The organism is Neorhizobium sp. SOG26 (assembly GCF_003491345.1).
In the GTDB taxonomy this organism is placed as follows: domain Bacteria; phylum Pseudomonadota; class Alphaproteobacteria; order Rhizobiales; family Rhizobiaceae; genus Neorhizobium; species Neorhizobium turbinariae.
Map to the genome: position 1 here is coordinate 224,457 of NZ_CP025512.1, position 14,754 is coordinate 239,210.

General features: G+C 59.0%; 13 protein-coding genes. 12 read left to right on the top strand and 1 reads right to left on the bottom strand.

Going from position 1 to position 14,754, the window contains the following annotated elements; all coding sequences use genetic code 11:
• The first annotated feature begins 30 nt into the window (after positions 1-30).
• From CYG48_RS01110 to CYG48_RS01125, 4 genes are all read left to right on the top strand, one after another.
• Positions 31-546: a flagellar basal body-associated FliL family protein gene (locus CYG48_RS01110; RefSeq protein ID WP_118848700.1), complete on the top strand. Its 516-nt coding sequence runs from the start codon at positions 31-33 to the stop codon at positions 544-546.
• 140 nt (positions 547-686) lie between these two features.
• A complete protein-coding gene (gene fliP / locus CYG48_RS01115) occupies positions 687-1,424 on the top strand; it encodes a flagellar type III secretion system pore protein FliP (protein WP_118848701.1) in 738 nt (245 codons plus the stop codon).
• 100 nt (positions 1,425-1,524) lie between these two features.
• Positions 1,525-3,090, top strand: a complete 1,566-nt coding sequence (locus CYG48_RS01120; protein WP_118848702.1) for a glycosyltransferase — start codon at positions 1,525-1,527, stop codon at positions 3,088-3,090.
• 83 nt (positions 3,091-3,173) lie between these two features.
• The gene (locus tag CYG48_RS01125; protein ID WP_150132677.1) at positions 3,174-3,941 is read left to right on the top strand and encodes a class I SAM-dependent methyltransferase; all 768 of its coding nucleotides are present in this window, start codon (positions 3,174-3,176) and stop codon (positions 3,939-3,941) included.
• An 80-nt stretch (positions 3,942-4,021) separates the two neighbouring features.
• On the opposite strand, the gene CYG48_RS01130 is transcribed toward CYG48_RS01125, so the two are convergent.
• Positions 4,022-4,972, bottom strand: coding sequence for a flagellin N-terminal helical domain-containing protein (locus tag CYG48_RS01130; RefSeq protein ID WP_118848704.1), 951 nt, complete (start codon positions 4,970-4,972; stop codon positions 4,022-4,024).
• Between the two features lie 289 nt (positions 4,973-5,261).
• Between CYG48_RS01130 and CYG48_RS01135 the strand changes: the two genes are divergently transcribed.
• The 8 genes from CYG48_RS01135 to CYG48_RS01170 all read left to right on the top strand — a co-directional run bounded on the left by CYG48_RS01135 (position 5,262) and on the right by CYG48_RS01170 (position 14,751).
• Positions 5,262-7,178, top strand: a complete 1,917-nt coding sequence (locus CYG48_RS01135) for an O-linked N-acetylglucosamine transferase, SPINDLY family protein (protein ID WP_118848705.1) — start codon at positions 5,262-5,264, stop codon at positions 7,176-7,178.
• A 93-nt stretch (positions 7,179-7,271) separates the two neighbouring features.
• Entirely contained in the window at positions 7,272-7,886 is a 615-nt protein-coding gene (locus CYG48_RS01140) for an FkbM family methyltransferase (RefSeq protein ID WP_199925180.1), read from the top strand.
• Between the two features lie 103 nt (positions 7,887-7,989).
• Entirely contained in the window at positions 7,990-9,048 is a 1,059-nt protein-coding gene (locus tag CYG48_RS01145; RefSeq protein ID WP_118848707.1) for a glycosyltransferase family 61 protein, read from the top strand.
• Between the two features lie 31 nt (positions 9,049-9,079).
• Positions 9,080-10,096, top strand: coding sequence for a UDP-glucuronic acid decarboxylase family protein (locus CYG48_RS01150; RefSeq protein WP_118851413.1), 1,017 nt, complete (start codon positions 9,080-9,082; stop codon positions 10,094-10,096).
• A gap of 300 nt (positions 10,097-10,396) precedes the next feature.
• Positions 10,397-11,350: a flagellin N-terminal helical domain-containing protein gene (locus tag CYG48_RS01155; RefSeq protein ID WP_118848708.1), complete on the top strand. Its 954-nt coding sequence runs from the start codon at positions 10,397-10,399 to the stop codon at positions 11,348-11,350.
• Between the two features lie 254 nt (positions 11,351-11,604).
• The gene (locus CYG48_RS01160; protein ID WP_118848709.1) at positions 11,605-12,576 is read left to right on the top strand and encodes a flagellin N-terminal helical domain-containing protein; all 972 of its coding nucleotides are present in this window, start codon (positions 11,605-11,607) and stop codon (positions 12,574-12,576) included.
• Positions 12,577-12,829: 253 nt separating this feature from the next.
• Positions 12,830-13,471 (top strand): hypothetical protein, encoded by a 642-nt coding sequence (locus CYG48_RS01165; protein ID WP_118848710.1) that lies wholly within the window; start codon positions 12,830-12,832, stop codon positions 13,469-13,471.
• A complete protein-coding gene (locus CYG48_RS01170; protein ID WP_118848711.1) occupies positions 13,468-14,751 on the top strand; it encodes a MotB family protein in 1,284 nt (427 codons plus the stop codon). The genes CYG48_RS01165 and CYG48_RS01170 overlap by 4 nt, the downstream gene beginning before the upstream one ends.
• Positions 14,752-14,754 lie beyond the last annotated feature (3 nt).

A 14,754-nucleotide genomic window follows, 5' to 3' on the forward strand; every position in this document is an offset into this window, starting at 1 on the left:
GACCTCTTGCTAGTGAAGGCTTGATTGAGCATGGCGGACGAAGCACAGACAGCCGAAGGCGGCGCCAAGAAAAAGGCCGGCATCATGTTGATCGCAGGCGTCGGCATCCTGACGCTTGTCGGCGCCGGTGGTGGCTGGATCGTCGGCGGCATGATTGCGCCGAAGGAGCCCGCGGCAACCGCCGAGCATGAAGAGGCCGCGGCCGGTGCGCATGGCGAAGCCGGCAAGAAGGATGAAGGCCTCCCGCACATCTCGACGCCCGCTAGCGGCGTCGTGATGCTGGAGCCGATCACCACCAACTTGGCCTATCCCTCCGAAAACTGGGTTCGCCTGGAAGTGGCGCTTGCCTTCAAGGGCCAGCCGGAAATGCCGCTGGCGGAAAGCATCCACCAGGACATCCTGGCTTACATGCGCACGGTCTCCCTGCAGCAGATCGAGGGGCCGCGCGGCTTCCAGTATCTGCGCGACGACATCCAGGAGCGTGTCGACCTGCGCTCGCAGGGCAAAGTCGCCAAGGTGATGCTGCGGACCTTCGTGATCGAATAGGCCGCAACGCCTGCCGCTGGGGCGGCAAGGGCACACCCGAAAGCTTCCTGTTCAAGAATGGCACACGGACAAGATCCTGGTGTTGACCTTCGTTCGCGCCGGGGCGTATCGAGGGCGATGTCCACCATGGTCCTGATTTGATGATTCGGCTGATCTTTGCCCTTGTCGCCTTTGCGTTCCTGCCAGATCTGGCGGCGGCGCAGCAGTCGCCGGCCGATCTTCTGAACCTGCCGGTCGATGGATCTGCAGCGGCCTGGATCATCCGGACCTTCGGTCTTCTGACCGTCCTTTCGGTGGCGCCCGGCATCCTGATCATGGTCACGAGCTTTCCGCGCTTCGTAATCGCCTTCTCCATCCTGCGCTCCGGCATGGGCCTGGCCTCGGCGCCTTCCAACCTGATCCTCATCTCGATGGCGCTGTTCATGACCTTCTATGTCATGTCGCCAACCTTAGACCGGGCCTGGAACGAAGGCGTGCAACCGCTGCTGCAGAACCAGATCACGGAAGCGGAAGCCGTGCAGCGGATCGCCGAGCCGTTCCGCGGTTTCATGTCGGCCAACACCCGCGACCGCGATCTCCAGCTCTTTGTGGAGATTGCCCGCGAGCGCAACCAGTCGGTCGGCACGCCGGAAGCGATCGATTACCGGGTGCTGATCCCGGCCTTCATGCTGTCGGAAATCCGCCGCGGTTTCGAAATCGGCTTCCTGATCATCCTGCCGTTCCTGGTGATCGACATGATCGTCGCCGCCATCACCATGGCCATGGGTATGATGATGCTGCCGCCGACCTCGATCTCGCTGCCGTTCAAGATCCTGTTCTTCGTGCTGATCGACGGCTGGAACCTGCTCGTCGGAAGCCTGATCCGCTCGTTCGGGTAGCGTATATTTCTTTCAGGTAATGTTCATCAGGGACTGGGGCGCAAGCTTTATGCAGGGTTGAGCCGCTAACAGAGCGACTGAACCTGAGAGAAAGCGCTCCATGAACAGTTCCGTGACAAAAACACTGTTGCCCGAGGTCCTCAACCTGGTCGGAGCCTCGACGTTTCTGCCTGACGCATTCAACATTGGACGCGTGCCATCGCAGGAAGCAGATGTTACCTTCGACATCAGCAACTTCAAGCCAGGCGGAATGCTTTCGGTCGACAGCCGACGGTTTGGCTTCGTAGAGCTGACGGGCGGGAGCTTCCGCCGCATCGTGGCGCGCAATGTCTTGCAGCAGCTGAGCGACTTCGATGCGGCGATCGAAGCATGCCTCTACCTGCTTCAGGATGGGGGCACGCTGGAAGTGACGGTGCCATACGACCTCTCGCTTGAAGCCTGGGGTGACCCGTCCAATCGGCGCGCCTTCAATGAGCTGACCTTCCAGATGCTCTGTGCGCGGATGGCGGAGGACATGGACGCGGAGAGCCGTTTCGAACTCGCGGCCTTGAACTTCATCCCGAGCGCCTTTGGCGTTGAACTTAGCAAGACTGGCATGGCGGCCGAACAGGTCGCGCGTCATCCGCGCGCCATCGCGGGTCTGTCGGCAGTGCTCCAGAAGGTCTCCACGTCCGAAGAACTGGATTCGGAGCCGGAGCAGGCTGCTGCAGCGCCGGTCCGACCGAACCCCGTAGCGGCGCCAGTCGCTGCTCATCCCGCACAGCCAATACGTGACCTGCGCCCATTTGCAGGCGGCTGGGAGAACCACAAAGACAAGCATTGCATCTGGGTTGTCTCGCCCCCGGGCTACGTCCATTCGCAGGCCTTCGCGGAAGTCGCCTTCACGCTGCAATGTGCCTTCGAGGAAATGGGCGGGTCCGCTCCCGTTGTGACCTCGATGGAGGAGTTCAACGGACGCATCCCGATCGTATTCGGCGCTACCTTGTTGCCGGCCGAGGTCGCACGGCTGCTTCCGGCGGAATCGGTCATCGTGAACCTGGAACAGGTGCTGCCCGGCAGCGAGTGGATGAACAACCTGTATATCAGCATCATGCAGGAATTCCCGACCGTCGACTATTCCGAGCGCAACCGCAAGGAGATCGCCCGGCGTGGCCTCGATCATGTGCGGACGCTCGAGATCGGCTACAGCGATCGCCTGACGCGGATCGAGCATGCACCGGTGAAGGACATCGACGTCCTGTTCTACGGCTCGATGACCCAGCGACGCGGTGAGCTTCTTGACGCGATGCGTGCTCAGGGCCTCAACGTGGTCCACCTGTTCGGGATCTATGGCGAGGAGCGCGATGCGGCGATCGGTCGGTCCAAGGTCGTCCTTAATGTCCAGCATTGCGAAAACGGCGTGTTCGAAATCGTGCGGGTGTCATACCTGCTCGCCAACCGCATCTGCGTCCTGACGGAAGGGCGTCCCGGCGATCCGGAGATCGCGCCTTATCGGGGCGGGCTTGAAGTCGCGGCCTACGACGAACTCGTGAGCCGCTGTGTTGAACTCGTGGCCGATGAAGAGCGCCGGCAGAAGCTTGCGGAAGAAGGCTTCCGTCTCATGTCGAGCCGGCGTCAGTCGATGTTCCTGCGATCGCTGATCGACTCCGTGGCCTACGCGAACTGAGTGCGGACTGATTTCCAACAGCTATGCGCAAGCTGTCTATGCAAGAAAATGCTAATTGACTTGATCTGAATAGGATAACCATCATGAACGCAATAGTCTCCCTGGAGGCAGGAGCTCTACCGCAACAGCATCCCGGCACTCACTACAATGAGGTGATCGCAAGGCTATCCGCGCTTCGCAACGTCAAGCGCTATCTCGAAGTCGGCGTTCAGCGTGGGATTACGTTCAGCGGCGTGAAGGCCGAGATTGCCTTTGGCGTCGATCCGGAATTCATCGTCAACGCGAACGTGGCGGCCAACAAGAAGCAGACGCGCCTGTTCCAGATGACCAGTGATGAGTTCTTCCGGGACGTTGACGTCGTAGCAGAATTTGGCGGTCATCCGGACATGTGCTTCCTGGACGGGATGCACCTCTTCGAATACCTGCTGCGCGACTTCTACAACACCGAACGGATCAGCAGCCGCAACACGCTGATCTGCCTCCATGACTGCCTGCCGCTGAACCACATCATGGCACACCGGAGCATGGACTTCGCGAACCAGAACAGCGCTCATACGGCCTATCCCGGCTGGTGGACCGGTGACGTCTGGAAGATCGTGCCGATCCTGCAGAAATATCGTCCGGACCTTCGCGTGATGTTGGTCGATGCGCCGCCGACCGGTCTTGTCTTCGTGACCAACCTCGACCCGCAGAACACGGTGCTGCGCGACAACTACCTGGATATAGTGCGCGATTACTTCACGCAGCCGAACGACCAGGAAGCCATCGTCAGTCACTACCGTAGCAACAACGTCTTCCAGACGGACGCGGTTTTGGCCGACATGAACCACAGCCTGTTCTTCAACACGTAAGGCTGCTTCGGTCGATTAGATCGTCACACAAACGAAAATAGCGCCCGCGAGGGCGCTATTTTTTGCTTTGGCGCTAGGGATTAGCGGAAGAGCGTCAGGATGTTCTGCGCTTCGCTGTTGGCGATCGACAGGGCCTGTACACCGAGCTGCTGCTGCGTCTGCAGAGCCTTGAGACGGGTCGACTCTTCGTTCATGTCGGCGTCAACCAGCTTGCCAACACCCGTCTGGATCGAGTCAGACAGATCTTCAACAAAGGCCTTCTGCAGTTCGATGCGCTTGTTGACGGCACCAATGTCGGCAGCGGCGTTGGTCATTTCCTTCAGCGCAGACTCGGTCGCAGCCAGGGAGATGGAAAGCAGGTCGGCACCCATCGTGCTGATGTCGAGGCTGATGACGCTGCTTGTCGCCGTAACGGACGCGGTTGCACCGGCCGAATTGGTATAGGTGACCGCATGGTGCTTGGTCAGGATGCCTGCATTCGTTAGGTTGGTGGTACCGGTCTGGGCGATCAGCGACGAGCTGCCGGTGTTGTATTCCAGCGTCGTCAGGCTGATGGCGCCGTTGTTGTCGCGGTTGAACGAACCAACGATGGCCTGGGTGCCGACAGTGTTGTTGCCGGTCTGGTGGTAGACCCAGTTCTGGCCCGAGAAGGCAGCAGACTTGGCGATCGAGATCAGCTGGTCCTGCAGCTGGTCGATTTCCTTCTGGACCTTGGACTTGTCAACGCCCGGCTGGGAAGCCGCAGTGATCTTCTGCTTGATCTCGTCAACAACGGAAATGGAATTTTCGATTGCAGTATAGGCGACGTCGGTGATGGCAGCGCCGAGGCCGAGAGCGTCCTTGACGGTGCTCAGTGCCTTGTTGTCCGAACGCATGGTGGTTGCGATCGACCAGTAAGCGGCGTTGTCGGATGCGTTTTCGACCTTGTAACCGGAGGAGATCCTGCTTTGCGTCCGTTCCATGTCCTGACCAATGGTCCGGAGCGTGGAAAGGGCGGCCATGGCCGAATTATTAGTAAGAATACTTGTCATGCGCAGTCCCTTCTTGAAAACGAATTACTGGTGGGACATGCCGGATTTACATACCGGCAGTGACTATAGGCATCATGCCTTGCTGGTAAATTTCTAACCGCGCCTCGTCATCTATGGTTAATATGAACCATAATTGTTGATAAATATTTAAGCATAAATTTTAAGTTGCGTTGACTGAAGCAACGTCTATCGCAGCAGCCAAAGCGAATAGAAGACCAGCCTGCCACAAGTTTTAGCCGGTAAAGCACTGCCTGACTGCATGTCGTCATGCCGAAACCGGAGTCCGATAGTGTCCCAGAACCCTCTCTTCAGCGCAGCCAAGAAAAGCTTCAGGCGGGGTGAATACACCGAAACGCTGACTGTCCTGAACAAGCTCTTGGACATGCAGGCCGATGCCGCGACCTATGGCCTTCTGGCCAAGACGCTGGCATGCCTGGATATGAAGCGGGAAGCAGCGCACGCCTACCAGCTCGCGGCGGAAGCCGGCGGCAAGGAAGAGTTCGCCTATCGCGAAGAGGCGATGAAGCTCTGGTACGAGCTGAACGAGTTTGACAATGCGCTTGCCGTCGGGCGTCCGCTTGCCGAAAAGGCTCAGCGGGACGCAAACCTTGCCTTCTACATCGCCTCCTGCTTCCTGCACAAAAAGGACAAGGACATCGTCCGCGTCTACATCAAGGTGCTGGCGGAAAGCGACAACTCCAAGCACAACAGCCTGGCGGTCCTGCTTCTGACCAACATGCCGGAAGACGCGCGAGACCGGCAGATCATGCGCCTCCTGCTGAAGCGTTATCCGCAGAGCACCTTCCTCATCCAGTCCTACCTCGTGACCTGCCGCGAAGTGAACGACTACGACGGCATGGCGAAATATCAGCCTGTACTTGATCGTCTTCTCGAGATGGGCGATCTCAAGTTCCTCAAGCACGAGTCGCCATTCTATAACCTGCACTGGTTGCCGGACGAGGCGATCAACAAGATTGTCGCGCATGACCCGGCAGCGGTACCGGAGAGCCACACACGTGAGCGTCGCCAGATGCCCCACACGTGGGGCAAGCGCATTCGTGTCGGTTATGTGTCGAGCGACTTCTGGTCAGCACATGCGACCATGAAGCTGGTTCGCGGCGTGCTGGAGCATCACGACCGCGAGAAGTTCGACATCACCTTGTTCTGCTACACCGACAAGGTCTACGTCGAGCCGGACGAGATCCGCGAGAAATGGGGCAAGATCGTCAACATCCGGGACATGTCGATCGAAGAGGCGGCGCAGACCATTCGCGACCACGAAATCGACATCCTCGTCGACCTGAAGGGCCAGACCAGGTTCAGCCGCTCGACGATCCTCAACCACAAGGCAGCCCCGATCCACGTCGCATGGCTCGGCTTCCCCGGAACGACCGTCAACATCGATCTCGACTACGTGATCGGTGACCACTACGTGCTGCCGGATGAGTCAAAGCCGCATTATTGGGAAAAGTTCGTCCGTCTGCCGGAATGCTACCAGCCGAACGACCCGATATACCGCCCGAAGATGATCCCGCTGACCCGCAAGGATGCGAACCTGCCGGAAGACATGTTCGTCTTCGCCTCGTTGAATGCGAGCCGCAAGATCTCGACCGAGAACATCGAGCTGTGGATCCGGATCCTCAATGCGACGCCTGACAGCATGATCTGGGTCCTGTGCACAAGCAACGAAGCACACGACAATATCATCAAGAAGATCACGAGCGCTGGCATCAACCGGAAGCGCATCAAGTTCACGCCGCTCGTCAGCTACGAAGAGCATGTCTCCCGTATGGGACTGGCGGACCTCGGCCTCGATACCTTCCCGGTCAACGGCCATACGACCACCTCCGAGCAGCTTTGGGCAAATCTCCCGGTGCTGACGAAGAAAGGCAACCACTTCGCGTCGCGCGTCAGCGAAAGCCTGCTGAATGCTATCGGCTTGCCGGAACTGGTTGCCGAGTCCGAAGAAGCCTACTTCCAGAGAGCGGTCGAGCTTTACGAGAACCGCGAGTTGATCAAGAGCTACAAGGAGCGCCTGGTCGAGAACAAGCGCATCAAGCCGCTGTTCGACCATGACCGCTTCCGTCAGCATCTCGAGAAAGCCTACGAGATGATGGTCGATCGTGCGCGCCAGAACCTGGAGCCTGACCACCTCGACGTCCCGGTCCTGCCGCCTCGGACTGAACCATTTTTTGTGTCTGAGTAGTCAGGAATTTTCAGCAGTCATCAGGGCTGCTCAACACAATGGCGCTTGCGCGGATTCATGGATCGGGTCTGCGCTCGCCGAAAGAGAACAAGAATGGCAAAGACTTTCGTGCAGATTGGGGCGGGGGCAGGTGACCGTGACCCCCGCGCCAACTTCCGTGACGGCTTCAGCGAGTTCGTAAAAGGCTTGCCGCAGACCGACGTCGCAAATGTTGTTCTGGTTGAGCCGAACCCGGTGAACATCACGAAGCTGCAGGAGTGCTGGGTCGATTATCCCCAGGCTGCCATCTTCCAGATGGGCGTGGTGCCGGACAATCTCTCCGACACGTCTCTGACCTTTTATTGGGCTCCCGAAGACGGTCCGCATTTCCAGGTGTTTTCATGCAGCTTGGAGCATGTGAAGAAACACTACCCGCAGAGTGACCTGAAGAGCTTGTCGGTGAAGGTCATGACGCTCAGCGAGTTCCTGAAGACCACACTTGGCAATCGCCCGGTCGAATATCTCGCGCTCGACATCGAAGGTCTTGATGCGGAGATCATTCTCAACACCGACTGGACCCAGCTTAACGTCAAGAACATCTCCTTCGAAATCCTCCATCTGCATGACCGCAAGCCGGCCGTCCTGCAGCACCTGGTCGATTGCGGATACCGCGAAGCGGGCTTGGGCTTCGACACTCACGGCTGGGACCTTCTCTACTCCCGCGTCTGAGGATGCGGTAGCTGTTCGGGCATGGGCTCTGCGGGGACAATCCCGCACAAGTTTCGTGCGATAACTAAATTACACGTTCACAACGCGCTGAAACGAATCATAGATGCAATCAATCTGCATTGATAAGGTCGCGGTCCCTGCATGGAACCCTGCCGTACATGTCTCTGACGATGTCGGGGAAGATGAGTCCCTCCGGAACTTTCTGAAGACCGCACCGCTAGCGTATGAGACGCCTGAGATCGTTTTCTCCGACCTGGGCACGACGGTCGTAACGGGCAGCGCCTTCACCGTGAAATCGGAAAAAATGGGGGTCGTCCAGGACTCCTTTTATCTGATCCCACAGCTGTCGTGGGAACAGACGCTGCGGGTTGATGCCACGGTGTCGCGCTATGACGGCGATATGCCGGCGCTCGTCATCGGCAACATGGCGTCGGATAATTATTACCATTGGAACTTCCAGTGCCTGGCGAGCCTCCTGCTGTTCCGGCAGTTCGCCCCCTGGAAAGAGTTCGTGACGGTGATGCCCGCGTTGAACAGTTGGCAGTCACAAACGCTGTCGACGATCGACTTCGAAGGTGAGCGTTTCGAACTCGACAAAACGGACATCTTCTTCTGCGGCAAAGGCTTTCGGAGCAATCTGACTGGTGGCGAGTTCGCATTCGCGCCGCATGTCCTCGTGACGTCGCAGTTCGAAGAGATCGCGCAAGCGGTGGACGTGCCAAGCGAGCGCGGGCGAAAGATCTATGCATCCCGCCTGGATGCGGGTTCGACGCGCCGCATCCTCAACGAGGACGCCGTGTGCGAGCTCATGGCCTCGTATGGCTTCGAGATCATCACTCCGGGCAAGCTGACGGTCGAAGAGCAGATCACCACTTTCCGGGATGCCGACGTTATCGTAGGCGCCCACGGTGCCGGCATGACCAACCTGCTGTTCTCGCAGGCGTCCAAGGGGCCGCGTGTAGTAGAATTGTTCCAGTCGCACTACGTCAATGCGTGTTACGCCCGCATCTGCCAGGCCAAGGGCTTGGACTATACGGCGGTCGTCAGCCCCGGTGGGCTCCTTCTCGATGAGAATGAGCCGCGGCCGACCAGTGTCTCCGTCAATGATTTGGTATGCCTCGCCGATCTTGGCGTGATCGAGTCGGTGATCGCCAAGCTCTAGGGAAATCAACACCACTTGTGGGAAACGAATGATGTCTGAACGGATCTTGGTCACAGGTGGTGCCGGCTTCATTGGATCGCATCTTTGCGAGGTCCTGCTGGACGCAGGCCACGAAGTCCTGTGCGTTGACAACTACTTTACCGGACGACGCGAGAACATCTTCCACCTGATGGACAACAAGCGCTTCGAGATGATGCGCCATGATGTGTCTCAGCCGCTGCATGTCGAGGCGGATCGCATCTACAATCTTGCCTGTCCGGCATCCCCTGTTCATTACCAGTTCGACCCGGTGCAGACCGTGAAGACGAGCGTCATGGGTGCCATCAATGTCCTGGGGCTTGCACATCGGCTGCGGGTCCCGGTTCTCCAGGCATCGACCTCGGAAGTGTACGGTGACCCGCACATCCATCCGCAGATCGAGTCTTATTGGGGCAATGTGAACCCGATCGGACCGCGCTCCTGCTACGACGAAGGCAAGCGTTGCGCTGAAACCCTGTTCTTCGACTACCACCGCCAGCACAAGGTTGATATCAAGGTCATCCGTATCTTCAACACATATGGTCCGCGGATGCACCGCAACGATGGACGGGTTGTCTCGAACTTCATCGTCCAGGCGCTCGAAGGCAAGGACATCACCATCTACGGGAACGGTCAGCAGACCCGCTCCTTCTGTTTCGTCGACGATCTCGTTGACGGAATGGTCCGGATGATGGCGACCGAACATGGCTTCACCGGACCGGTAAACCTCGGCAATCCGGTCGAGCAAACCATCGCGTCGCTCGCCGAGACAATCATCCGTCTCGTCGGATCGAAGTCGAAGATCGTGTACCGACCGATTCCGACGGACGACCCGATGAAGCGCAAGCCCGATATCGAGTTGGCGCAAACCAAGCTGCAATGGACGCCAGCCGTCAAGATCGAGCACGGATTGCTGCGCACCATCGACTACTTTGAGAAGCTGTTGTCCGGCGTATCTGCCGACATTCACGTGCCCGTGCTGCGCGACCTGCACGCCAGCATGATGACACCGGTCGCACGCGCATCCTGATCCGCGTCCCGGCGGCGCTGAGGCGAGAGCCGCCATAGCCGCTCGAAAAGCTGTTGTTCCCCTAAGGAGCCGTCTCCACATTGAGGCGGTGATGGCGCTCCCGCGCGGTTAAATCGAAGAATTCACACATTCTCGATTGCCGTAAGTCTTCTTTAACCATGATCGCATTATCTGAGCGCACTCAAGTAGTGTGTCTCACCGTCGATGGAGATCGACAAGGCAGCATGATGCGGAACACTTCTTGCCGGGCCTAAACCGGAATGTCCCCATTTATTACCCAAACTGTAGGGGCCATCTATCATGACCAGCATTCTGACGAACAACGCAGCTATGGCTGCACTTTCCACCCTCCGCACCATCAGCAGCGGCATGGAAACCACGCAGAAGCGGGTGTCTTCCGGCTTTCGTATTGAAAATGCCTCCGACAACGCTGCCTATTGGTCGATCGCAACCACCATGCGTTCGGACAACAAGGCACTGAACACCGTCAAGGACGCTCTCGGCCTTGGCGCTGCAACGACCGACGTTGCTTACACCGCTCTCGAAAACGCCATCTCGGTTGTTGACGAAATCAAGTCGAAGATCACCGCTGCTTCTGAGCCGGGCGTCGACAAGAGCAAGGTTCAGAAGGAAATCGACCAGCTGCAGGACCAGCTGATGTCGATTGCCAAGTCTGCTTCCTTCTCAGGCCAGAACTGGGTCTACCACCAGACCGGCACCAACACTGCGAGCACGCAGGCCATCGTTGGTTCGTTCAACCGTGACAACTCCGGCAACATCAGCCTCACGACGCTGGAATACAACACCGGCAGCTCGTCGCTGATCGCCCAGACCGGCACCACCCACTTGACGACGGCTGGTATCCTGACGAAGTACCACACCGTTTCCTACACCAACTCGCTCGGTGCGACGGTTGCTGCTGTTCAGGCCACGAGCAGCGTGATCAGCTTCGACATCACCAGCATGGGCGCGGACCTTCTGTCGCTGACGCTGGCTGCGACTGAGTCTGCCCTGAAGGACATGACCAACGCCGCTGCTGACGTCGGTGCCCTTAACAAGCGCATCGAACTGCAGAAGAACTTCGTCGAAGACCTGACCGACTCCATCGAGGCCGGCGTTGGCAAGCTGGTTGACGCCGACATGAACGAAGAGTCGACCCGCCTCAAGGCTCTGCAGACGCAGCAGCAGCTTGGTATCCAGGCACTCTCGATCGCCAACAGCTCTTCGGAAACCTTGCTCACGCTGTTCCGTTAATCGGCATCAAAACACTCCGCTCAAGCATAAAGGCCGCCTCGTGCGGCCTTTATCATTTCTGCGCCGAAAGCTTCGCACAGGCTCTATGGTTTTAAGTGCCCCATGGATTGGTTGGGGCAGCTTACGTTCAGCGACCCTCAGCCATGTATGACGCCCACCGGTAAGCCTGCTCCGAGCAGGTCCGGAAGCATGATGCTGTGGAGCGTAACCGGCGAAGCTCCGGTATGTCCCGTCATCCTTCAGGGGCAGTGTTTATGGCCAGTATTATTACCAATGTAGGCGCGCTTTCCGCGCTCCAGACGCTTCGGCAGACGAACAAGGACATGGAAACGACGCAGAGCCGGATCTCGTCCGGTTACCGTGTCGAAACGGCAGCCGATAACGCTGCATACTGGTCGATTGCGACCACCATGCGCTCTGACCGTAAGGCCCTTTCCACCGTCGAGGATGCTCTCGGGCTTGGCGCCGCCAAGGTTGACACGGCTTACACCGGTCTCGAAGCTGCGATCGCCGTCGTTGACGAAATCAAGTCCAAAATCACCGCCGCTTCCGAACCGGGCGTCGACAAGACGAAGATCGACAAGGAACTGTCCCAGCTGAAGAGCCAGCTCGCGTCGATCGCCGAGTCTGCATCCTTCTCCGGTGAAAACTGGCTTTACAACACCGCCACCACGGGTGCCGGGACCAAGGACATCGTGGCGTCCTTCAACCGTGCGCCTGATGGCGGCATCTCCCTGACGACGCTCAAATTTGATGCGTCTGCGTCGGTGTTGATCGACAAGTCCAATGCAAGCCGAGGCTTGTTGACGCGCGGCTGGCCGGTCAGCCAGCCGAATGGCGCAGGAACGACGGCCACCGTCAGCTACTACCTCGTCAACGCAAACTCCAACGTGGCGGCAACCGGCGGGCTCGAAATCAAGCTGACGACGACGACCTCGGCGGATTCGCTCGCGGGCATGTTGCTCGCGGTGGAAACCATGCTGCAGCGGCTGACCGATTCAGCCTCGACGCTCGGCGCCATCACCAAGCGCATCGACATGCAGGAAAGCTTCGTCGCCTCCCTGACGGACGTGATCGACAAGGGCATCGGCCGTCTCGTTGATGCGGACATGAACGAGGAGTCGACACGGCTCAAGGCACTGCAGACACAGCAGCAGCTTGGCATCCAGGCGCTGCAGATCGCCAACACCAACGCCGAGAACATCCTCCAGCTGTTCCGGCAGTAAGGCGATCAAGAGCGCGCGGCAATTGTTTCGCGCGCTCGTTCATGAACGTGGGGTGGAGAAGCCCTCGATTCATCCTCGCACAAGTTTCCTTGCGTACCGTTCCCATAGAGTCCGGCGGAGCTGCGTCTTTGTCGGGCCATGGAAAAGGCAACCTATCGGATGATGCAATGATGGCAGCGGCGCAAATTCGCTCCTTCGGCAAGCTCATGATGAGCAGGCGGGGATCGGCTATGGCAGGGCAGGGGATTGTGCGATGAGTGCAATGCTTGCCCGTTACCTGCGCGACTTCAGCGAGCCGGAAGCACCGCCACCGGACATGATGGGTGCGGCCTTCGATCACGGCACTGACGATGATCTTCATTTCGAGGTCCCAGCGCCCCCGCCGGTTGATCTTGAGGCGGAACGGGCAGAGGCCCATCAGCAAGGTTACCAGGAAGCTTCCGAGACACTGCGGCGAGAGTTCGAAGAGGAGCGCCAGGCGCTCGTGGCCGCACATGCGGCAGAACTGGCCGCCTTGCGTGAGCAATACGAAAACCAGGCGGCGGCTACGATTGCCTCCCACTTCGAAGAGATTGCGGCCGTGACGGCGCAGGCCGTCAGCGACCAGACGGCAGCGATCTTGGCGCCGTTGGTTGATGAGGCTCTGGCCGCCCAGGCCGTCGGTGAAATGGCAGCGCTCATTCGTGCCGCCATCCTGGACGGTGATGTCGGCGTGCTGACGGTGCGCGGCCCGGTGCATCTTTTTGAGAAACTGCAGGAGGCGCTCGGGGCGGAGAACACTGCTCTGCGCCACATCGAGGCACCGGATCTCGACATCTCCGTCGACATTGGTGAAACGGCGCTTGTGACACGGATTTCGGCCTGGTCGGCTTCCCTTAAGAAGGTAATGAAATGAGCGAGGGCGAAAACCACCACCACGGCAAGAACGAAGTCATCGTCGTCAAGAAACATGGCGGCGGGCATGACGACGGCCACCATGGTGGCGCGTGGAAGATCGCCTATGCCGACTTCATGACCGCCATGATGGCCTTCTTCCTCGTGATGTGGCTGGTCAACGCCGCCAATGAGGAAACCAAAGCCTCGATGGCGAGCTATTTCAATCCGATCAAGCTTTCCGACGAGACGCCGGCCGAAAAGGGCCTGAAGAAGCCCGTCGATGCAGCGGACGGTCAGGAGCAGAGCGAGAAGTCCAAGGTTAAGGGTGAGGGCGAGGTCCAGGGGACCGCGGCCGCAACCGGCGACGACATGACCTCGACCTCCGGCGATGAGCCGAACTATTCGGAAGCGGATTACTTCGAGAACCCTTATTCGGTTCTGGCCGAGATCGCGCAGGAGATCGGCCAGCAGGCAAATGTCAGCTCGAAGGGCGAGGCGGGTGCTGCCGATTCCGGTCCGGCAACCGGTGCCGATGGCGGCGAGGCCTATCGTGATCCCTTTGATCCGGATTTCTGGACGAAGCAGATGCAGGTGACGTCGTCCGAAGGGCCGGAGCAGCCTGCAAAGTCGATGCCGAGCGACAATCCGATGGCGGATCTGGCAAGCCCCGCGACGATGCCGCAATCGACCGAAACCAAAAACCAGCTGCAGTCGAACGATGCGCAGGTCGCGATGGCCGTGCCGAGCCCGCGTCCCGATGCTGCCCAGACCGACAAGGCGTCCGGCGCTCCGGATCAGAAGCCCGATGACGCTTTGAACGCCGATCCCCAGGCAAAGAAGGCTGCCGAGGAACTGCGTCAGCAGATCCAGGCGCAGATCTCGGGTGTTGCCGGAAAGCTGGCGGAAGGTCTTGTCGTGACGCCGGCCGAAGGCGGTCTGCTCGTGACGATTTCCGATCAGGCCGATGATGCGATGTTCAATATCGGTTCGGCCGTCCCGCGCCGCGAAATGGTGCTGGCGATGGAGAAGATCGGCAAGATCCTCACCGATCGCAAGGGCAGCGTCGTACTGCGCGGGCACACTGACGGGCGCCAGTTCAAGGGCACCGAAAACGACAACTGGCGGCTTTCCATGGCCCGCGCACACAGTGCCTATTACATGCTGGTTCGCGGCGGGCTGAAGGAAGAGCGCATCAAGCAGGTCTCCGGTTTCGCGGACCGTCGCCTTCAGGTCACCAATGATCCGCTTGCTGCCGGCAACCGCCGCATCGAGATCCTTCTCCAGGCCGATGAGGGATAGTTC